General features: G+C 65.0%; 19 protein-coding genes and 1 riboswitch. Of the genes, 4 read left to right on the top strand and 15 right to left on the bottom strand.

Going from position 1 to position 20988, the window contains the following annotated elements:
• Positions 1-577 precede the first annotated feature (577 nt).
• Positions 578-1792 (bottom strand): beta-ketoacyl-[acyl-carrier-protein] synthase family protein, encoded by a 1215-nt coding sequence (locus Y882_RS10890; protein ID WP_046971922.1) that lies wholly within the window; start codon positions 1790-1792, stop codon positions 578-580.
• 3 nt (positions 1793-1795) lie between these two features.
• Positions 1796-2047 carry an acyl carrier protein gene (locus Y882_RS10885; RefSeq protein WP_046971921.1) on the bottom strand — a complete coding sequence of 84 codons (252 nt, stop codon included), beginning with the start codon at positions 2045-2047 and terminating at the stop codon, positions 1796-1798.
• 224 nt (positions 2048-2271) lie between these two features.
• Here Y882_RS10885 and Y882_RS10880 point away from each other — a divergent pair, with 224 nt between their 5' ends.
• The 3 genes from Y882_RS10880 to Y882_RS10870 all read left to right on the top strand — a co-directional run bounded on the left by Y882_RS10880 (position 2272) and on the right by Y882_RS10870 (position 5125).
• Positions 2272-3330 (top strand): GNAT family N-acetyltransferase, encoded by a 1059-nt coding sequence (locus Y882_RS10880; protein WP_046971920.1) that lies wholly within the window; start codon positions 2272-2274, stop codon positions 3328-3330.
• The gene (locus tag Y882_RS10875) at positions 3317-4192 is read left to right on the top strand and encodes an arginase family protein (protein WP_046971919.1); all 876 of its coding nucleotides are present in this window, start codon (positions 3317-3319) and stop codon (positions 4190-4192) included. The genes Y882_RS10880 and Y882_RS10875 overlap by 14 nt, the downstream gene beginning before the upstream one ends.
• Positions 4193-4309: 117 nt before the next feature.
• Positions 4310-5125 carry a CPBP family intramembrane glutamic endopeptidase gene (locus tag Y882_RS10870; protein ID WP_046971918.1) on the top strand — a complete coding sequence of 272 codons (816 nt, stop codon included), beginning with the start codon at positions 4310-4312 and terminating at the stop codon, positions 5123-5125.
• 9 nt (positions 5126-5134) lie between these two features.
• Here the strand turns inward: Y882_RS10870 and Y882_RS10865 are convergent, their stop codons facing one another.
• The 12 genes from Y882_RS10865 to crcB all read right to left on the bottom strand — a co-directional run bounded on the left by Y882_RS10865 (position 5135) and on the right by crcB (position 17155).
• Positions 5135-6334 carry a DegT/DnrJ/EryC1/StrS family aminotransferase gene (locus Y882_RS10865; protein WP_046971917.1) on the bottom strand — a complete coding sequence of 400 codons (1200 nt, stop codon included), beginning with the start codon at positions 6332-6334 and terminating at the stop codon, positions 5135-5137.
• 12 nt (positions 6335-6346) lie between these two features.
• Positions 6347-6790: a DMT family transporter gene (locus Y882_RS10860; RefSeq protein WP_082121068.1), complete on the bottom strand. Its 444-nt coding sequence runs from the start codon at positions 6788-6790 to the stop codon at positions 6347-6349.
• A 3-nt stretch (positions 6791-6793) separates the two neighbouring features.
• Positions 6794-7156: an EamA family transporter gene (locus tag Y882_RS10855; protein ID WP_046971915.1), complete on the bottom strand. Its 363-nt coding sequence runs from the start codon at positions 7154-7156 to the stop codon at positions 6794-6796.
• 9 nt (positions 7157-7165) lie between these two features.
• The gene (locus Y882_RS10850; protein WP_046971914.1) at positions 7166-8005 is read right to left on the bottom strand and encodes an alpha/beta hydrolase; all 840 of its coding nucleotides are present in this window, start codon (positions 8003-8005) and stop codon (positions 7166-7168) included.
• 148 nt (positions 8006-8153) lie between these two features.
• Positions 8154-8672, bottom strand: a complete 519-nt coding sequence (locus Y882_RS10845; protein WP_046971913.1) for a hypothetical protein — start codon at positions 8670-8672, stop codon at positions 8154-8156.
• A 110-nt stretch (positions 8673-8782) separates the two neighbouring features.
• Positions 8783-10198 (bottom strand): M16 family metallopeptidase, encoded by a 1416-nt coding sequence (locus Y882_RS10840; RefSeq protein WP_046971912.1) that lies wholly within the window; start codon positions 10196-10198, stop codon positions 8783-8785.
• Between the two features lie 14 nt (positions 10199-10212).
• Entirely contained in the window at positions 10213-11604 is a 1392-nt protein-coding gene (locus tag Y882_RS10835) for a M16 family metallopeptidase (RefSeq protein WP_052949900.1), read from the bottom strand.
• A gap of 191 nt (positions 11605-11795) precedes the next feature.
• Positions 11796-14033 carry a DNA topoisomerase IV subunit A gene (gene parC, locus Y882_RS10830; protein ID WP_046971911.1) on the bottom strand — a complete coding sequence of 746 codons (2238 nt, stop codon included), beginning with the start codon at positions 14031-14033 and terminating at the stop codon, positions 11796-11798.
• A 234-nt stretch (positions 14034-14267) separates the two neighbouring features.
• Entirely contained in the window at positions 14268-15143 is an 876-nt protein-coding gene (locus Y882_RS10825; RefSeq protein WP_046971910.1) for a TraB/GumN family protein, read from the bottom strand.
• Positions 15144-15249: 106 nt separating this feature from the next.
• Positions 15250-16368 carry a cyclopropane fatty acyl phospholipid synthase gene (gene cfa, locus Y882_RS10820; RefSeq protein WP_046971943.1) on the bottom strand — a complete coding sequence of 373 codons (1119 nt, stop codon included), beginning with the start codon at positions 16366-16368 and terminating at the stop codon, positions 15250-15252.
• Between the two features lie 50 nt (positions 16369-16418).
• A complete protein-coding gene (locus Y882_RS10815) occupies positions 16419-16763 on the bottom strand; it encodes a DUF190 domain-containing protein (RefSeq protein ID WP_046971909.1) in 345 nt (114 codons plus the stop codon).
• Between the two features lie 8 nt (positions 16764-16771).
• A complete protein-coding gene (gene crcB, locus Y882_RS10810) occupies positions 16772-17155 on the bottom strand; it encodes a fluoride efflux transporter CrcB (RefSeq protein ID WP_046971908.1) in 384 nt (127 codons plus the stop codon).
• Between the two features lie 73 nt (positions 17156-17228).
• Positions 17229-17309: riboswitch (Fluoride riboswitch) on the bottom strand.
• Positions 17310-17399: 90 nt separating this feature from the next.
• On the opposite strand from crcB, the gene Y882_RS10805 reads away from it, so the two are divergent.
• Positions 17400-18668 carry a multidrug effflux MFS transporter gene (locus Y882_RS10805; protein ID WP_046971942.1) on the top strand — a complete coding sequence of 423 codons (1269 nt, stop codon included), beginning with the start codon at positions 17400-17402 and terminating at the stop codon, positions 18666-18668.
• Positions 18669-18818: 150 nt separating this feature from the next.
• Here Y882_RS10805 and Y882_RS10800 read toward each other — a convergent pair whose 3' ends face one another.
• Positions 18819-20831, bottom strand: a complete 2013-nt coding sequence (locus Y882_RS10800; RefSeq protein ID WP_052949898.1) for a S1 family peptidase — start codon at positions 20829-20831, stop codon at positions 18819-18821.
• Between the last annotated feature and the right edge of the window lie 157 nt (positions 20832-20988).

Below are 20988 nucleotides of genomic sequence, written 5' to 3'. Positions count from 1 at the left end.
TACTTTCTCTTGCTTGCCCAAGAGAAAGTAACCAAAGAGAAGGGCCCCCCGGATGACGCGCCTTCCGGGCCTTCGGCCTCCAGGTGCGCGGGCGGGTTCCGGGGTTTTTCGACAGGACATCCCTGTCCTGTCGAAAAACTGGCCGCATCCATGCGGCCACCCTGCGGGCTTTCCTCCACCCGCCCGCCGCGTCATACGGGGACCCCGGGGGGGCAGAGCCACATCAAGAGCGACATCAAGAGCGACATCAAGAGCAACGGAACGCCCGGCTGTGCCAGGCCTCTCTTTTGTAGGAGCGCACCCTGTGCGCGACCAACCTACGCAGCGATGCGCCGCAGCTCTGCGGTCGCGCACAAGGTGCGCTCCTACAGGAGGGCGACGCCCGCCGTGGGGTGCAATCGAATTATTGCCGGTCGGCTTTTTGTGGGAGCGCACCCTGTGCGCGACGACCTACGGAGCGATACACCCAGGCGTGGCTGTCGCGCACAGGGTGCGCTCCCACAGACAGGCGGCTAGGTGCTGAACCGATTGCGCCTGGTGGGCTGTGGGTCAATGCCGAACACAGCCCAGCCCAACTTCAGCCCATGCGCCTCACCGCCACCACCGCATTCAACCCACCAAACGCAAACGAATTGCTGATTGCCGCATTCACCTTGCGCTCGCGCGCCACGTTCGGCACATAGTCCAGATCGCAGGCGGGATCAGGTTCGAGGTAGTTGATGGTGGGGGCGACGATGCCATCGTGGATGGCGCCGATGGCGGCGATCAGTTCCAGTGCTCCGCCGGCGCCCAGGGCATGGCCATGCATGGATTTGGTGGAGGAGACCAGCATCTCGCGTGCGTGCGCGCCGAACACGCGATGGATGGCGCGCGTCTCGGTGCTGTCGTTGGCGACGGTGCCGGTACCGTGCGCGTTGACGTAGTCGACGTCTTCAGGCGCCAACCCGCCATCGCGCAGCGCCATGTTCATCGCTGCGGCGGCGCCGATATCTGACGGTGCGGCGATATCGCCGGCGTCCGAGCTCATGCCGGTGCCGACGAGTTCGCAGATGATGTCGGCGCCACGCTGCTGTGCCGATTCCAGTGTCTCGATCACATACATCGCCGCGCCTTCGCCCAGCACCAGGCCGCGGCGGCCTTTGCTGAAGGGGCGGCAGGTGTCGGGGGCGAGCACGCGCATGGCTTCCCAGGCGCGCAGCGTGCCGAGCGTGATGCAGGCCTCGGTGCCGCCGACCACGGCTGCATCGACGATGCCGGAACGGATCATCATCGCCGCCTGCGCAAAGGCGTGGTTCGAAGACGCACACGCACTCGCCACCACGAAAGCCGGGCCGGTGATGCCGTGCACCATGCTGACCTGGCTGGCGGGCGCATTCATCATCATGCGCACGATGCTGAGCGGGTGGAAGCGGCCCTGGTGTTCGCCGTACAGGCGCTCGTAGAGATCGTCGCGACTGGTCTCGCCGCCTGCGCCCGTGCCGATCACCACGGCCGCGCGTGCGCCGGCTTCGCCTTCGAAGCTGATGCCCGATTGGCGTATCGCCTCGTTGGCGGCGATCAGCGCGTATTCGCTGAACGTATCGAGCAGCGGGCGGCGGCCTTCGTCAAAAAAGTTGGCGGGATCGTAATCCGCCACTTCGGCGGCGATGCCGCCGTTGCGCAACTGGCTCGAGTCGATGTGATGGATCGGGCCGATGCCGGACCGACCCTCGGTCATCGCCTTCCACACGGAGGGCGCATCGTGGCCGAGCGCGCAGATCGCGCCCATGCCGGTGATCACGAGTCGGCGCATGGATTATTCGCTGGTCTTCTGGGCGAGCTGGCGCTCGATGGCTTCCACGAGTTGGCCGACGGTGCCGCCGTCGAAGTCGGTGTCTTCGTTGGGCAGGTTGATGTTGAAGTGTTCCTCGATGTCGAAGATCACTTCGATCGCGTCCAGTGAGGCGATGCCCAGATCCTTCAGGGTGGACTCCGGCTTGATCGTGTCAAGCTCGATCTTGGCCTGCTTGGCGATGATGTCGAAGGTTTCCTGCTGAACGTTGCTCATCTTTGGTTTCCTGGGGTCCATGGCGCCGGGTCACGCGGGCATCCACCGGATGCCTTTTCACAAGCCTGACGAACCGTCAGGACAAAGTCCAGAACGCCACCGCATGGAACGGCTTGAGGTCATGCTCTGCCGGGTTCCCTTTCAGCAGCCTTTTAAGCGGGAAATCATGGGCAGGGCGGGGCGGGAGTCGTATCCTATGGCCTTGTGACTCGTGGGACTGTCGCGTGCGGTACCTCAATCAGCTCGAGCCGGACGCACTCATCGCCCGGTTCGCCGAACATCCCCCCATCGATTTCAGTGTGATGCAGGTCGCGGACACGCCGGCCTTCGTGGCGCCGTTCGATCTGCTCACCACCGCCGATGACCAGGCCCGCGCCAAAGTGACCGGCGCGCCCGGCTATCGCTGGTGGGGCCGGCTGCTGCGCTGGCGCACGGCCTTCGTGGGAACCACGGTGTCCGAATATGCGCTGTTTCCCCGCGATACCCAGCCCGAGGCACTGGCCAAGGCCTTGCGCGACCAGCTGGGTCGACGCCAGCGGCTGCTGATCGTGAAGGACATCCCGCAGGCCTCGCCCTTGTTCGACGCCGCCACCGGCGACTGGTGCAAGCGTTTCGCCGATGCCTGCGACGCGGCGGGTTTCATCCTGCTGGAAGGGCAGGCGCTGGCCTATGTGCCGATCGATTTCGAGGGCGAGGACGATTACCTGGCGCGTTTGTCGTCGAGTCGCCGCAAAGACATCCGCCGCAAGCTGCGCAAGCGCGATGAAGTGGCGGTGACTTCGGTGTCTTGCGGCGATGCGGTGTTCAACGATGACGCCGTGGTCGCCGCCTATTACGCGCTTTACGAAAGCGTCTACGCGCAAAGTGAGGTGCATTTCGACAAGCTCAGCCGCGATTTTTTCGCCGCCGTGCTGCGCGATGCAACCAATGGCGGCGTGGTGTTTGTCTATTGCCACCAGGGCGAGATGATCGGCTGGAATCTGTGCTTTGCGGTGGAGGGCAAGCTGATCGACAAGTACGTGGGGTTTGCCTATCCGCAGGCGCGCGAGCAGAACCTGTACTTCACCAGCTGGTTCCACAATCTCGCCTACGCGCGCGAGCACCATCTCACCCACTATGTGGCGGGCTGGACTGATCCGCAGATCAAGGCCTATCTGGGTGCACAATTCACCCTGACGCGACACGCGATCTACCTGCGCAATCCGCTGCTGCGGCTGGCCGCGCGCCGCTTAGGCAAATTCTTCGAGAGCGATAGCCAATGGGCGGCGCATGAACCGGCGTGAACCACTGATCCTGGATTTCGACAGTTCGGTCGGGCCGATTGCGGGCGCGACCACGCTGGCGCTCACCGACTGGCAGGAAGCGATCCGCTTCGGCTGCACGCTGCGTACTTTCGATCGGCTGCGCGGCTATCTCGACACCCATCTGCCGGAAAACTACGGCACCGTGCTGATGGGCTCGGGCGACTATCACCATCTCACCTGGCCGCTGGTGCAGCGCCAGCGTGCGCGTGGGCCGTTCCAGCTGGTGGTGTTCGACAACCATCCGGACAATATGCGTTTCCCCTGGGGCATCCATTGCGGATCGTGGGTGCGCCGGGTGGCCATGCTGCCATTCGTGACGCATGTGCACGTGGTGGGCATTACCTCCGGCGATATTGGCGCCAAGCATGCCTGGGAAAACTATCTGCGCCCGCTGCAGGCCGGCAAGCTCAGCTATTGGTGCATGGACGTGAATGTGGATTGGGCGGCGAAGCTGGGGCTCAGCGACGCCTTCCATCGCTTCGAGGATCCCGATGCGCTGACCTGCGCCTTCGTGCAGCAACTGAAGCAGGCGCCGCAACCCACGTATCTGTCCATCGACAAGGATGCCTTCAGCGTCGATACGGCGCGCACCAACTGGGACCAGGGGCGACTGGAAGGGTCGCACGCGATGGCGATCATCGAGGCGCTGCGCGGACGCATCGTGGCCAGCGACATCAACGGCGAAGTCTCGGCCTATCAGTACCGGACGTGGTGGAAGCGCCTGCTGAGCGGCATGGACGGGCAGGAGCCGATACCGCAGAGCGAACTGGATGCCTGGCAGGCGCAGCAGCGGGCGTTCAATACGCGACTGTTGGCAGCGATCGCTGAAAGCAGCGTGTAAAGCATTGGATTGAAGATCGGCCCCGCATTCACGCCGACGCGGCGTTGAACGGGCAAGGATGCCGCAGGCGTATCGAGAGCCGGCTCGTTCCGGCACCGTTCGAGGCGATGCCATCGTATGACCGAGCACTTTCCTGCCAGTCGTCGCGCGCTGATCTTTCTTGGCGTCACCTTCGCCATCACCTGGCTCTCCTGGGGCGTGCTGGTTGCGCTGGCACAGGCGCAGATCACCCGCTATGGCGCGTGGCCCTTCATGACGTTGTACGTGCTCGGTGGCCTGGGGCCGACCATCGCCGCCTATGTCGCCGTGTGGTGCACGCGTGAGGAATCACCGCTGCGCGAATTCAATCAACGGGTGCTGCGCTGGCGGAAGCGTCCCGTGTGGTATCTGGTCGCGCTGGGCTTGCCGATCGCGCTGGGATTGTTCGCGATTGCCCTGGCCGTGGCCTTGAAGCCCGCGCTGGCGAACGCCGTCAGTATTCGATCGTGGTATCTGTTTCCGCTCTACCTGCTGATGACCATCATCGGTGGCGGCCTGGAGGAACTGGGCTGGCGCGGCATCACCCAGGAGGAGTGGGGGCGCACGATCGGCGCGGCTCGGGCGGCCCTGCTGATCGGGCCGATCTGGGCGGTCTGGCATCTGCCGTTGTTCTTCCTGCCCGGCGTGGCGCAATACCACGCGGGCTTTGCGCTGTTCCTGATTGGCGTGATGGGCAATGCGCTGCTGTTCGGTTGGCTCTACACGCGCACGCGCAGCATTTTGCTGTGTGTGTTGATGCACGCTGCGTCCAATGCCGCGGTGATGATGGGAGTGAGCATCCCCTCGGGCATGGGCATGTCGGTGGTGGGACCGTGCCTCGTCCTCTGCGTGGGTGCCTTGCTGTTTCTTTCCAGCGGGAAGCGGCTGGAAAGCCACGAGCGGCCGACGCCTTGAGCGCAGGTTTCAGATCGTCGCGCGTTCCAGCTCGACGCAGATGGCTTCGAACGTCGCCTCATCCAGCCACGGGCTGTTGGTGATGGTGAGCGAGCGCGCGGCAAAGGCGCGCGCGTTGGGCAACTGGGCATCGGCGACGATGTCGCGCAGATAGCCGTAGTCGGGCAGGGCGTGGATGAACAGGCGGCTGACGCCCAAGCCGGCCGTCCACAGCGTTTTCAGCGCCGCATCGCGCCTGGCGTGGTCGGGCAGGGTGAGCAGCAGGAAGGGCCACACACCTTGCTGGCCCGGTGCGTCGTCGAACACGGTGACACCGGGAATGCGCCGCAGCCGTTCCACTCGACGCAGGGCCTGCATACGCGTGACCTCAAGAAAGGCCGGGAGGCGAGGCAGCGCGCGCGCGCCCACCGCCTGTCGCCAGTCGCTCACCGTATGCATGGGAATGTCGGGGCCGAAATCGTCGCCCACTGCGGCCACCGGATCGTTGGCCGCCAGCGCTTTGCGCAATGGACGTCCATACGCCAACGGCAGCAGCGACGGGCGATAGGCCAGTGCATAACCGATCAGTTCGAGCGCACGTTGCCAGTCCATTTTCGCGTCGGCGTGAACATTGGCCTGATGGCTGGCAGCAAAGGCCGAGCGCAATACAGGATCGCGCGTCAGCAGCAGGCCGCCTTCGAACAGCGTGAGTCCCTTGCCCACCGCGAGGCTGAAGAAGCCGGCGTCGCCGAGCAGGCCGACGCTCTGGCCGTTCTGCCTGGCGCCCAGCGCCTGCGCCGCGTCTTCCAGCACGTAGGCGCCCACGCGGTGCGCCACATCGAGCGCGGCGTTCACGTCGGCCACGCGACCAGCCAGATGTGTCGGCACGATGGCCAGCGTCCGCGAGTTACCCAGCGTGCAGAGCTGGGCGACATCCATATCGAAATGATTGGGCGCGAGATCGCACAGGCGCAGCTTCAGCCCGGCGCGATGGATGGCGAGCGCCACCAGCGGGCAGGTCCAGGCGGGCACGATCACTTCGTCGCGTTGCGGGCGCAGGCCATGCATCGCCTTCAGCGCCACCACCATGGCCGACGTGCCCGAGCACTCCAGTTGCAACTGTTCGACGCCCAGCCACGTGGCGACCTGATCCGCGAACGGCGCGCGGCCGGGCCACAGATCGCTCAGTCTTAGCGGCAGGCCGGCGGTGGGCGGTGGCTCGCGGGACATGGGGGTGGCGGATCAGTCGCCGGCTGCGACGCCGAGCGCGCCCTTCGCTTCGGTGGGCGCGTCGCCTTCCGGATGCGCGCCGCTCTCTGCGAAGGCCAGGCAGATGATGCCGGCCACGATGGCGACGGCGCCGATGATGCGCGATGCGGTCAGTGGCTCGTGGAACAGCCACACCGAGAACAGCATCACGCTCACCACCTCCAGATGAGTGACGGCGAAGGCAGGGCCGATCGGCGCGTGCTTGAGCAGGGTCATCCAGGTGAAGAAGTTGCCCACGTAGCCGATCACCGCGACATAGATCCACGGATGGCCAAACACGCGCACGATCCATGCCCAGTTTGCCTCGGGCGGAAACGCATGATCGCCGGCGTACTTGAAACTCAGCTGCACCAGCGTGTCGAACAACACCAGGATGGTGAAGCCGATGGCGTAAAAACGGGCTAGCTTCATCGACATTCCTCAGCCTCCGGCCATGCCGACAATGGCCACGCCCGCGGTTACCAGCAGCATGCCGGTGACGCGTAGCGGCGTGAGTTTTTCCTTGAACAGCATGCGGCCGGCGATCATCACCACCACGATGTTGATCGAACCCAGCAGCACGCCTTCGGACAAATCGACCAGCGACAGGAACGCGATCCACACCAGGAATTCGGCTACATAGGAGAGCACGCCGATCCAGATCCACGGACGCGCCGCCATGTACTTCCAGCGCGCCACGCCATCACCTGCTCGCGGATCGCCGGCCGCTGCCTTGAAGGACAGTTGGCCGACGGTATCGAGCGTGACGTTGAGCAGCCACAAGGCGACAACCAGGGGACTCATGCTGAGTCCTCAGGCCGCAGCGCGCGCGACGGGTTCGTAGGTGGCGGCGATCAGGCGGAAGAATTCCGCCGAGCGGTCGGTCAGCAGGCGACGTTCCCGGTCCACCGTGATCATGTGGTAGCTGTCCTTCAGCCACAGCGTTTCCACCGGGCCGGACACGCCGCGCTGCACCAGATAGGCATTCTCGATGCTGGCGATGTCGTCTTCGGTGGCGTGGGCAATCAGGCAGGGGGCGGTCACCTTGGGCAGCTCGCGCTTCACCACGGCGGCCATGTTGTACATCTCGCCCAGCGACGGCCACGGGTTGCCCGGCAGGCCGGCGGCGGCACTGTCGCCGCTCAGCATGGCGGTGCTGATCTGCGCGCGCAGGCGCTCGTCGCGGATGCCGTACGGCTCGCCCTCGTGCACCATGCGGTGCTTGCCGATGCCGAAGCGGTGCAGGAAGGGCAGCAGGAAGGAGAACTTGCCGATCCACGGAATCGCCCAGCCGTCATAGCGGAAGGTGGCGCCGTAGACGCCCACGCCCTTGACCCAGTCCGGGCGCTCGGCGGCCAGCTTGAGCGCCAGCACGGCGCCCATCGACAGGCCGGCCACGAACAGGTGGTCCACCTCGTGGCGGAACTTGTCGGCGGCGGCTTCCACGCTGGCATACCAGTCGCGCCAGCCGGTCTTCAGCAGGTCGTCGACGTCGCCGCAATGACCCGCCAGCTGCATGCCGTACACCGTGTAACCGGCGCGGTTGAGGCCCTTGCCGAGCAGGCGCATCTCGGTCGGGGTGCCGGTCAGGCCATGAATGAGCAGCACACCGCTGCGACCGCCTTCGTAGCGGAACTCGACGTCTTGAATCACTGGGGAGCTCCGCAGCTACAGGCAATCGGGGAAATCCGGGGCATGCGCCACGCGGAAAGATGACAGTAAATCATAGGGTCAGTCTGACCACCGACCCTTTCCAAGAACTTTCGACCCCTGCGGCCCCGGGGGCGGGGCGCGCCGGCGTTTAACGGCCGAAGTGGCCCTGGGTGCCGCCCACGGAGATGCTCATGCCGCCGGTCGGGTGTTCGCAGCTGCCGAAAGCCTGGCTGAGCGTGACGCCGCCGCCGGTGTAGTTGCCGCTGAAGTGGTTGCCGGCGACCACGCCGGTGGTGACCGAGCCGTGCACCTGCGGCTGGTTGTAGGTGGCGTCGTCGCAGGTCACCGCTGGTGCGGCGCTCATGGCGGCCTGGGTGTCGCCCATCGCGCCACTGGTGTCGCCGTAGTAGGTCCCCGGCGGATCCTTGCTGTAGCTGCCGTTCTGGCTGGCCGTCTGAGCGGTGGCGCTGGGATTGGCCTTGGCCGGCTGGCCGCTGCTGTTGGCCACCGTAGTGGCCGGGGGCGCCGGTGGCGCCGCGCTGGTGCTGGCGGCGGGAAGATTGGCCGGCAGCTTGAGGTTCAGCGACTGGTCGGCGTTCTGTGCCCAGGCCGTTGCCGCCAGCAGCAGGCTGGCGGTGGCGAAAACGGTGGTGCGGACGATCTTCATGGAAAAACTCCGGGGACGTGAGGCCTATAACGCGCCACCGTCGCCGGTGTGGACACGCCTCCCTTGGACGACGCGTGGCGACGGGAGTTCCCGCCGCCACGCGGGGTTGCTCAAGGCTTGTATGGCGTAAAGCTGCCGATCGCCTTCAACTGCGGATCGATCGCCTTGGGGTCGCCAACCAGGATGATGCTCTGTTTCTCCGGCGCAAAGTACTTCCGTCCCATCGCCTGCACCTGCTCGGCGGTGACCTTGCCGGTATCGGTCACGTAGGTGGTCATGAACGACGGCGGCATGCCGCTCACCCAGTAGCGTGCCAGCGTATTGGCCAGGGACGACTGGATCTGGTTGCGCAACAGGTAGATGCCCGCGATCAGGCGCTTGGCGCGCATCAGTTCTTCAGGGCTGGCCGGCTCGGTGCCCATGCCCTGGTAGAGCTTGGACAGTTCGCCCAGGGTGGCCCCGGTGACCTCGTTGCGCACGTCGACTACGGCAAGGGTGTTGCCACCGTTGCGGCGCACGTCCAGCGTGGAATAGGGGCTGTACGAATAGCCCTTGTCCTCGCGGATGTCCTGCGTGATGCGGCTGCTGAAACCACCACCGAGCACCGTGTTGGCCACGGTGAGCGGGATGAAGTCCGGATCGCGCAGGGGCGCCGTGGGCTGGCCAAAGCGGATATTGGTCTGCACCGCGCCAGCACGCGCCACCAGCAACTTCTGGGCAGGTGTGTTGGTGGGCACCTGGGTCACGTTGGCGGGCGCGGGCCCTGTTGCCTTCCAGCTGCCGAACTGCTGCTCGACGGTCTTGAGCACCTGACCGGCATCCACCTTGCCGACGATCACCAGCAGCGCGCGCTCCGGGCGCATGCGTTGATCGTGCAGCTGGTGCAGCGACTCGGGCGTCACGGCCTGGATGCTCGCCTCGGTGAGCTCGTCGCGCGCATACGGATGATCGCCGTACACCGCATGGTTGAACGCGCGCATCGATTGCCAGTCAGGGTCGGCCTGGTTGACCTTCAGTGTCTGCAGCGCGTTGGTCTTCTCCAGCGTGACTTCCTTGGCCGGGAAGCTCGGATGCAGCGCCGTGTCGGCCACCAGTTCGAGCAGTTCGTCCGAGTGGCTGGCCAGGGCGCTGGCGCTGACGCCGATGGAGTCGCGTCCTGCATTCGCGCCGTAGTCGCCACCGATGGCCTGCAGCTTTTCGGCGATCTGCTTGGAGCTGAGCGTGTCGGTGCCTTCGTTGAACAAAGCGGCCATCAGTTCGGCCTGGGCGGGATGCTTTGCGTCGTCGTACGAGGTGCCACCGAGCACAGCCAACTGCACGTTGACCTTGGGCAGGCCGTTGCGCGGAATCACCCACACAGTGAGGCCGTTGGGCAGGGTGCGCTGGGTGATCTGCGGCACCGGCAGCGGTCGCTCGGGACCGTAGGGCGGCAGTTCCTTGGGCATGGGCGCTTCGGCCGCGTGCGCGGTCATGGCGATGCCGAGGGCGGCCGCGAGCAGGGATGCTTTCAGAGTCGTGGTGATCATGACCTTCGCTCTCCTTAGTGCTTGGCCGGCTTGGCGCCGGCGTCCTTGCCGTGGGCCGCCACCGGGCGGCGGATGATCACGCTGCGATTGGCGTCGGTGAGATAGGTCTGCGCCACGCGGCGTACATCATTGGCGCTCACCTGGTTGATCCAGCCGGGCACCTGGTTGACCACGTTGGCATCGCCCCACAGCGTCTGCAGCTTGGCCAGCGTGTCGGCGCGCGAGAGGAAATCCTCCATGCCGCCATACCAGTCCGACAGCATCTTGGTTTTCACGCGTGCCAGCGTGGCGTCGTCGACACCGTCTTTGGCAACTTTGGCGATCTCTTCGTTGAGCGCTGCCAGCACCTGGTCGGGCTGGGCGTTGGGCTTGTAGATCGCGAACAGGCCGAACAGTGTGGGGCCCGCGTAATCGGTGCCACTGCCCAGCGCGAAGTTCACGCCGCCCTGGATCTGCAACAGTTGCTCGCGTCCTTTCACCAGGCCCTGGTAAAAGCGCGAAGCATCATCGCCGACGAGCAACTGGGCCAGCACCAGCATCGGCATCTGGTCCTTGCTGCCACGATCGGGCGCTTTCCAGCCCACCGCAATCGCCGGCGCCTTGGCCAGCGCGTCGGTCTGCTCGAGGTGGCGACCCTTGGTGTTCAGCGGTTCGGAAACATCCGGCCGGGCGGGCAACGGACGCGAAGGAATCGCGCCGAAGTATTTCTGCGCGAGCGCAAAGGCCTGCTCGGGCGTGACATCGCCGGAGATGCCGAGTACGGCATTGGCGGGTTGGTAGAAAGTGTCGTGGAACGCTTTGACGTCGGCGATGCTGGCGTGATCCAGATCTTCGAACGAACCGTAGCCGTCGTGTTTGTTCGGCCACTTGTCGAAGGCCAGCGCGTCGAGGTCGGTCCAGAAGAACAGGCCATAAGGCTGGTTCTTCACGTTGACGCGGATTTCTTCCTTCACCACGTTGCGCTGGTTGTCGAGATTCTTGTCGCTGAAATCCAGCGTCTTCATGCGGTCCGCTTCGATCCACAGCAGCGGTTCCAGCGCGGAGATGGGCGCCGAGGCGATGTAGTTGGTGTAGTCGGCGCGGGTGGAGCCATTGAAGACGCCACCGCCGCCCTGGACCACCCGATCGAAGGTGCCCTTGGGTGCGTTGGGCGTGCCTTCGAACATCAGGTGTTCGAACAGATGCGCGAAACCCGTGCGATTTTGCGGCTCCAGCCGCATGCCCACGTGATAGACCGTGCTGATGCCGAAAGTGGGTGAACTATGGTCTTCGGAAACGACGACGGTGAGGCCGTTATCCAGTTTCTTCACCGCCACCGGCAGCTGCCAGTGATCGGTATCCGCGGCGTGAGCCGTTATTGCGAACAACAGGCCGGCGATAAGCGCCGGCATACGTGACGTACGCATGAACCATCCTTGTGCTACGGCGGGAGCACACTGGATACGGCCCCGGCGGGGCGTTCGTCAACAGGAAGGATGGTCTAGGGGGCAACAAACAACACTGTGGGAGCGCACCCTGTGCGCGACTGGCCTGAGGCAAGGCCAGTCGCGCACAGGGTGCGCTCCCACAGGGATAAGGCAAGGATGGAAGGGCTGGATCAGCCCGTCGTTTCGATCCGCTCCACGCGACGCAGACCCTGCGGCAGCAGACCGCCGCGGGTGGCGCGGTTGCCGCCGTACTCGACCAGGTTCGACCATTTCAGGGTGAGCTTGCGCTGGCCGGCATAGAGCGTTACCTCGCCCTTGCCTTCGGCGACCACTGCCACGCCGACGACCTTCACGCCGGCGCTCAGCTTGGCCTTGGGCACGTCGATCAGCTTGTTGCCCTTGCCCTTGTCCAGTTCGGGCAGCTCGGCCACCGAGAACATCAGCAGATGGCCTTCGGTGGTGACCACCACGATGCGGTCGCGTGCCGGATCGGCGCTGATCTGCGGCGCCAGCACCTTGGCGCCATCGCCCAGGGTGATGATCTGCTTGCCGGCCTTGTTGCGGCCGGTGAGCGATTCGAAGCGCGTCACGAAGCCGTAGCCGTGGTCGGTGGCCAGGATCAGGCGCGTGTCGTTGTCGCCGGCGGCGAGCGCGTCAAAGCTGGCGCCCGAAGGCGGGCTGAAGCGACCGGTGAGCGGCTCACCGTTGCCGCGCGCCGAGGGCAGGGTGTGCGCCGCGGTGGAATAGCTGCGGCCGGTGGAGTCGATCACCGCGACCTGTTGCGTGGTGCGTGCCTTCACCGTGGCGAGCAGGCTGTCGCCTTCGCGATAGTTCAGGCCATCGGCATCCACGTCGTGGCCCTTGGCGGCGCGGATCCAGCCCTTGGCGCTCAGCACCACGGTGACCGGCTCGCTGGCCACCAGCGCGCTTTCGTCCATCGCCTGCGCGGCATTGCGCTGCACCAGCGGCGAACGACGGTCGTCGCCGAACTTGGCGGCATCGGCGCGCAGTTCTTCCTTGATCAGGCCCTTGAGCTTGGCCGGCGACTTGAGCAGCACGTTGATGCGTGCGCGCTCTTCCTCAAGCTGGTCGCGCTCGGCATTGATCTTCATTTCCTCGAGGCGCGCCAGCTGGCGCAGCTTGGTCTCGAGGAGGTAGTCGGTCTGTTCGTCGCTGAGGCCAAAGCGCGCCATCAGCACCGGCTTGGGCTCGTCCTCGGTGCGGACGATGCGGATCACTTCGTCCAGGTTGAGGTAGGCGATGCGCAGACCTTCCAACAGGTGCAGGCGGCGCTCGACCTTGGCCAGGCGATGGTTGAGGCGGCGGGTCACCGTATCGGTGCGGAAATGCAGCCACTCGCTGAGGATCCGCTTGAGATCCTTCACCTGCGGACGGCCGTCCAGACCGATCATGTTGAGGTTGATGCGGAAGCTCTTCTCCATGTCCGTGGTGGCGAACAGGTGCTGCATCACTTCGGCGGCGTCGATGCGGTTGGAGCGCGGCACGACCACCAGGCGGATCGGATTCTCGTGATCTGATTCGTCGCGCAGGTCTTCGACCATCGGCAGCTTCTTCGCGCGCATCTGCGCGGCGATCTGCTCGAGGATCTTGGACGGGCTCACCTGGTGCGGCAGCGCGGTGATGACGATGTTGCCCTCGTCCAGGTGATACACGGCGCGGGCGCGCACCGAACCGGTGCCGTTCTGGTACATCGCCAGCAGTTCGTTGCGCGGCGTGATGATTTCCGCTTCGGTCGGATAGTCCGGGCCCTGGATGTGTTCGCACAGGTCCGCCACGGTGGCGTCCGGATCATCCAGCAGGCGGATGCATGCGCTGACCACCTCGCGCAGGTTGTGCGGCGGGATATCGGTGGCCATGCCCACGGCGATGCCCATCGAACCGTTGAGCAACACGTGCGGCACGCGCGAGGGCAGCCAGCTGGGTTCTTCCAGGGTGCCGTCGAAGTTGGGCACCCAGTCCACCGTGCCCTGGCCGAGTTCGCCCAGCAGGGCCTCGGCGATCGGGCTCAGGCGCGACTCGGTGTAGCGCATCGCGGCGAAGCTTTTCGGATCGTCCGGCGAGCCGAAGTTGCCCTGGCCGTCGACCAGCGGATAGCGGTACGAGAACGGCTGGGCCATCAGCACCATCGCCTCGTAGCACGAGGTGTCGCCATGCGGATGGAACTTGCCGATCACATCGCCAATGGTGCGGGCCGACTTCTTGGGCTTGGAGGAAGCCGCCAGGCCCAGCTCGCTCATGGCGTAGACGATGCGGCGCTGTACCGGCTTCAGGCCATCGCCCACGAAGGGCAGGGCGCGGTCCAGCACCACGTACATGGAATAGTCGAGGTAAGCCCGCTCGGCGTATTCCTTGAGCGGGATCTGTTCGAAATTGGCTTGCAAATTCATGGGTTTGCGTCGTTGGGCTGCACGCAGAGGGCGCGCTTAACCGGACGATGGTGCCAGAAAGGGGGGCGGGGCGGCGAGGGGAGCGATCCGTTCCCCCTGTGGGAGCGCACCCTGTGCGCGACAGCCGGCGAAGCGGTGAAGCCATGTGGTCGTGGTGCGAAAGCCGCCGACTGAGGAACTGCATGGCTCTGCGGTCGCGCACAGGGTGCGCTCCCACAGGGGGGAGGCAGGCCGTCAGTTCTGGATGCGGGTGGTCTTCACACCCAGCTTGTGCAACTGCTCCTGCAGGCTGTCTGGCCCGGCCAGATGCCCTGCGCCCACGGCGACAAAACTCACCCCCGGCTGCTGCATGCGCTCGGCGATGGTCTTGGCCCAGGCCTGATTGCGCTCGACGATCAGCCGCTGGTAGAGCATCGGGCTGTCCTTGCGCAGGTCTTCGTCTTCGATGTTGGCGATGGCGGCGGTGTCGCCGTTGCGCCAGGCATCGATCAGCTCGTGCAGCTTGCCCGGGCCGTCGGCCACGTCCTTGAATGACTCGCGCAGAAATTCCAGCTGCATGGCCTCGGGCAGGTCGGCCAGCATGCGGATCTGCTTTTCGGCCGTTTCCAGCCCGTCGATGGGCTTGCCGGCCTGCTGCATGCGTGCCTTGAGCAGCTTGTCTACGCCTTCGCTCGGGTCAAGCCCGGCCTCCATCAGTGGCGCCATGGTGAGCTCGAGCGCAGCCAGCCACGGGCGCATTCGTTCCAGCGCGGCGACACCGCCGGGCAGCTTGGCTGCTTCCGCGGCCTTCTCCAGTTCGCCGCGATCCTTCTCATCGAGCTTGCTGGACAGCGATTCGCTCAAGTCGACGCCGTGCTGCATCAACAGAGCCTGCATGGACGCCGAATCGTCGTCGACCACCTCAATACTCAGGCGCTGGCTCTCGTCCAGCGCCTTGTCCAGCGCGGGCGACTGCCAGTTGGTATCCGAGGGCAGCAGGTGCACGGTGCCGAACAGGTAGACCGTGGCGTGCTCGTTCTTGGCCACCCACAGGCCGGGCTGGGCCACCGCGACCGTGACGAGCAACAGGTTGAGGGCCAGGGCGGCCGCGTATCGTCGAAACAGTTTCAAGGGGGAATCCCGAAGCAGGAGCTGACCACGTGTCGTAGCGGGCCCTGACCATCCGGCCCGCTGATAGGTGCACTATCGTGCGGCTACTGGCTTGCTGCAAGCATTCTCAGCGCGGAACACGGTATCCGCCGGGCACGCCGTGCGGGCTGAGGGTGAGCTGCCACAGCTGGTCGCGCCGGCTGCGGAACACCGCGGCCGAGACGGACAGGTAGAAGCGCCACATGCGGCGGAAGCGATCGTCGTAATTGGCCGCCAGCTGCGGCCACGCCGCATCGAAGTTGGCCCGCCACGCCGACAGCGTGAGGTCGTAGTCGCTGCCGAAGTTGTGCCAGTCCTCCACCACGAACAGATTCTGCAGCGCCTCGGTCACCTGGCTGGCGGCGGGAATCATCGAATTGGGGAAGATGTATTTCTCGATCCACGGATCGGGCCGGCTGGGCGAGCCGTTGCTGCCGATGGAATGCAGCACGAACAGGCCGTCGTCGCGCAGGCAGCGCCGCGCGATCTCGAAATACGTGCGGTAGTTGAGCGCGCCCACGTGCTCGAACATGCCGATCGAAAAGACCGCGTCGAACGGTTCGTTGATCTCGCGATAATCCTGCAGGCGGATATCGATCGGCAGGCCGTTGCACAGCTGGCGCGCATAGGCCGCCTGTTCCTTGGAAACGGTGACGCCCACGCCCTGTACGCCATAGCGTTCCGCCGCGTACTTCAGCGCTTCGCCCCAGCCGCAGCCGATGTCCAGCACGCGCTGGCCGGGCTGCAGGCGCAGCTTGCGGCAGATCAGGTCGAGCTTGGCTTCCTGCGCATCGTCGAGGTTGTTCGCCTTGGCCCAGTAGCCGCACGAATACACCAGCCGCTTGCCGAGCATGGCCTGGAACAGGTCGTTGCCCAGGTCGTAGTGCACGCGGCCGATATCAAACGCGTGGTCGCCGCGCTGCAGGTTGACGAAGCGCGCCTTCAGATGCGCGAGCAGCGTGTCCAGCGACTTCAGTTCGGTGTCCAGCTGCGCGCCGAGTACCCGGGTGAACAGGCCGGGCAGGTCTTCGCTGTCCCACCAGCCGTCCATATAGCTTTCGCCAAGGCCCAGCGATCCGTGCGAAAACACGCGTGCGTAGAGTCGTTCGTCGTGCACCCGCATGTCGGTAGGGCGCGAACCATCGAGAAGAATGCCGGCGTGTTCGAGCAACCTGGCGGCGCGTACCTTCAATGAATCCTGACTCATGCGGTCCTCGTATGCCATGGTGACGAGAAGGGCAGGATGGCGCCGTCCAATCAGAGGGAGTTTGGCGTCTTGCCTAGTATCCCAAAGCTTGCAGGAGCAATTGCAAAGACTGCGTCGACGCCGCTTTCGCGAACCGTTTGCAGCAGCGCCTGCGCTTGCGCCTCGCTGAGCAGGAATTCAACCTTGATGGCCAGATCGTCGGCCAGCTCGAAGAACTGTTCTTCGCGCAACACGCCGTGCCTGCCGAAGCCGCAGATGGCGCGAAACGCCGAACCGCCGCCGATGCCGTGGCTGCGCGCATGTTCGAGCAACCATTCATAGACCAGTTTGCCGTCGTGATGGGCCCGCGTGTGGGTATAAAAACTGAGCTGGACGCCTTGATGGGTGCTTTCCATACGTCCTCCTAGCGCAATACGGCGCGGGTGATGGCGATACCTGCCACGGTCAATGCGATCGAGCCGACCAGGTGCAGCGCCAGATGGCCGCCGAACCAGAGATATTGCTCACGCAGCAGCAGGGTGGTCGACTCGGCCGAGAAGGTGGAAAACGTGGTCAGTCCACCCAGGAAGCCGGTGGCGACGAACAGGCGAAGTTCGGGCGGCAGGGTCTGGAAGTGATCGAATACGCCCAGCACCACGCCCATCAGCAGGCCGCCGATCAGGTTGGCGGCGAGGGTGCCCAGGGGTACGGTGGGGAACAGCGGGTTGAACATGACGCCGAGCATCCAGCGCAGCCAGCAACCCAGCACGCCTCCCACGCCGACGGCGAGAAAACCGGTAAAGCCCACGTTGTCGTCTCCTTCTGAAGAACTTCGGAAGGACTCCCCGGTACAGGCACGCACCTGCGCCCCGGGAAAGTCCGGCGGTGCAGGCATCATCAACCCGAAGGTGGTTCGCCGCGGCCTTGGCCGGGGCAGGAGGCATGCCATCTCCTGTGCCATTCATCCTAGCCCATGATCCCTCGAACGTCATGGCTCAGCCGCGCGGATGGCACCGCTATACTCACCGCACCTCGCCCGCCATGCCAAGCCCATGACCCCCATCCCGCGCCCTGTCCGGCGCAGCCTGCCGTTGCTGCTGGCGGGCCTGTCGATGATCGGCCCGTTTTCGATCGACGCCGTGTTCCCGGCGTTTCCGCTGATCGGCGCGCGCTTTGGCGTGGACAGCACCGGCCTGCAGCAGATGATCAGCATGTACCTGATCACCTATGCGGTGATGAGCCTGTTCCACGGCGCGATCTCCGATGCGATCGGGCGCAAGCCGGTGATCGTCGCCGGCATGCTGGTCTACGCCCTGGCCTCCGCCGGCGCGGCGCTGTCGACCTCCTACGTGATGCTGCTGAGCTGTCGCGCGCTGCAGGGCGCGTGCGCCGGCGCCGGCTTGGTGGTGGGCCGCGCGATCGTGCGCGACAGCCTGGAGGGGCCCGCGGCGCAGCAGATGATGTCGCGCGTGATGATGATCTTCAGCATCGCGCCGGTGATCGCGCCGATCGTGGGCGCGCAGTTGCTGTTCCTCAACGGCTGGCACGGCATCTTCTGGGTGCTGATGGGTTTCACCCTGGTGTTGGCGGCGGCCTTGGCGCTGTTCCTCGACGAAACGCATCCGGTCGAGGCGCGCACGCCGTTTCGCGCGGGCACGCTGGTGCGCGGCTATATCAATTTCGGCAAGGACCGGCCGTTCTGGCCGCTGCTGATTTCCTGTTCGGTGAACTTTGCCGGCCTGTTTCTGTACATCTCTTCGGCGCCGCACATCATTCGCGATCTGCTGCATCTGTCCGCGCAGGGTTTCCCGTGGCTGTTCCTGCCGACGGTGGCAGGCCTGATGGCGGGCGCGTGGATGTCCGGACGCCTCGCCCATCGCCGCAGTGCCGCGTATACCGTCAACCTCGGTTACGCCTCGATGCTGCTCGCCTGCGGGCTGCATCTGTTGATCGCGCTGGTCACCCGCGAGCCGGTTTTGCCCTGGTCGATGCTGCCGCTGGTCCTGCATGGCATCGGCGTGCAGCTGGCGTTTCCGACGCTCACGCTGTTGCTGCTGGATCGCTTTCCTCAGCGTCGCGGCGGTGCGTCTTCGGTGCAGGCCTTCGGTAGCTTGATGATGTGCGCCGTGGTCGCCGGCGTGCTGTCGCCGCTGCTGTCGGGTCACATGGTGTATCTGGCGCTGGGTGCCAGCGCGTTGACGGTGACCGGCTGGCTGGCGTGGCGCTGGTACCGGCATCTGACTGCGCAGCCACGAGTGCCGTTGACTGCTTCGGCCGAGGTGGACGTAGAAATGCAGACGGAAATTACTGAGCCCAGGTGAAGCCGACCGCTTTGCGGTCTGTAAAGCCGCTCGCTGTAAGTGGTGAATGGAGAGAGCAGGCGCGCGCATGTTGCGCTTTGCTCTCTCCATTTACTGTTTACAGCGAGCGCAGCGAGCGGCTTTACAGGCGCATCGCGCCGGCTCTACTGCTCAATGCTCATTGACCTGCAGCTTTTCCATCAGCAAATTCAGCTTGCCCTTCATAGCATCCTCGGGGCGCGGGCCGTCCACGCCGTAGAACGCGGTGTACAGCACGTCCGGCTTGGACTCGCTGCTGGTCTTGGTGCCGCCCACGGTGCCGATATAGGTCATGTCGTTTTCGCTGTACGGCACGCCGTCATCCGGGTGATCGCGATGGACGATCTTGCCCCAGTGGTTGCGGAAGCTGTCGTCCAGATCGTCGGTGGGGGCGACGTGGCGATTGACCATCACGTGCTCGGCGTTCTCCACGTTGGACTTCACTTCCACCTTGGAGACATCCCACACCGTCTTGCCGTGATCCTGGAAGTAGGACATGCCCAGCACCAGCTGGCTGTCCGCATCGATCTTCTGCAGCGACGGCGTATAGGCGAAGCCCAGGCGCTTGGACTGGTACTTGAAGTCGTCGCCATAGTCGAAGCGGATGGCGATGTCGGATAGCACGCTGGGCAGCAGCGCGGTATTGGCCAGGAATTCCTTCCACTGCGCCAGCGTGCCGCTATAGGACACGTCGACGAAGTTGGCCAGCTGCTTCAGGTCGGACATGTCTTCGTGTTCGGTGCGGTTCTCGGTGACACGGCCCATCGCCGCATAGCCGTCGGGCACCGGCAGCAGGAAGACGATCACCAGCTGGTTGTCGTACGCCATCGGCCATTCGCGGATCTGCCAGTGGCGCTGATAGGCGTCGGTGTAATCACGTTCCAGCGACGGCGGGCCCAGCGAGGTGATCTTCACCAGCTCGGAGCCGACGCGCCGCTGCATCGGTGCACCCTTCAGCAGCAGATCCATGAACAGCTTGGAATCGCCATACAGCTGCTTGCTGGTGACGTCGTCAGGCTTGCGCAGATGAAACATCACCTGCTGCCCCACCAGCGCACGGCTGATGAAACCGTTGTGCGGCAGCTGGGCCTTGTTCTCGTTCGCCCGGGCACTGACCCAGTTGCCGTTGCTGTTGCGGTGGAGCAGGGTCGGGAAGGGGCTCAGATCGGAATTGACATGCAACAGCCGGTTCGCGCCCTGGCCGTTGGGAAACATGGTGGCGGCGTTCTCGGCCAGCAGGGCATGCAGTTTCTGGTCGACGTCGTCGTTGTGCAGTTTCTGGTAGGTCGCGCTGAAGTCCGCAAAACTCTTCGGCAGCGGGAACTGCGCCTTGAACGGACCGGTGTGCTTGTCCTCGATCACGTCCAGCTGATAGCTCTCGCGCGTGTCGATCTGGCCGAGGTTGGCGGGCGCCTTCAGGACCAGGTCGATCGGCAGCGCGTAGTTGAGGTTTTCGTCGGGCGACTTCATCACCACCACGCCGATGACCTTGCCATCCTTGTCCAGCAGCGGACCGCCGCTGTTGCCCGGCGAGGCGGCGGCGGAGAAGCGCAGCCACTTCCAGCGACCGTCCTGCTCCTCGGGCGTCTGCGAGGTGTACAGGCCGTCGCGGATCACGATGCCGGTGCCCAGCGCATTGCCCACCGCGTAGACCACTTCGTTCATGGTCGGCTGGGTGTTCACCGCCAGCGGCGTCACCTTGGGCGGATCCTTCAGCGAGAACTCCACGAAGTCTTCATGCAGCGAATAACGGGTGACCTTGTCGATCGCATAGACATGGCCGCTGGCATCGCGCACGGCCGGTTCGCCCATCAGGCTGTCGATGCCCACCGCGAGCACGTGGCCGGCGGTGACGTAGCGGTTCTCGCCAATCGCAAACGCCGTGCCGACCGAGTAGTACTTGTCGGTGCGCTGCTGGTACGGAAGCTGATCGAACGGCAGCGGCTTCTCGTAACTCAAGGGGTCCTTCACCGGCTTGGGAATGACCACCTCGAAGGTGGCGCCCTGCACCTGGGGCAGCACGGCCGGATCCAGTGTCGCCGCATGCAGCGACGGCAGGGCCAGGCACGCCAGCGCGGCCAGCCACGCAGCGCGCCGCCAGGTGCGTGGCCGTTTCGAAGTGAGCGCGTGCGGAGCGTGATCCATGTGCTGCCTCGTCTGGTGATCGGCGCGCTCTGGTGGCGCCATGCCCGGGTGCCGAACCCGTGGTGGAATGAGTTTATCCAACGGCTCACACCTTGGAACGGTGTACGCCGTAAGGCCTATCGATGACTTTGGGCCCTGGCGGTGTCGCGGCGCTTTC

It is taken from the genome of Dyella japonica DSM 16301 (assembly GCF_001010355.1).
GTDB classification, from domain to species: domain Bacteria; phylum Pseudomonadota; class Gammaproteobacteria; order Xanthomonadales; family Rhodanobacteraceae; genus Dyella; species Dyella japonica.
This window is presented reverse-complemented; position numbering and strand designations above follow the sequence as displayed.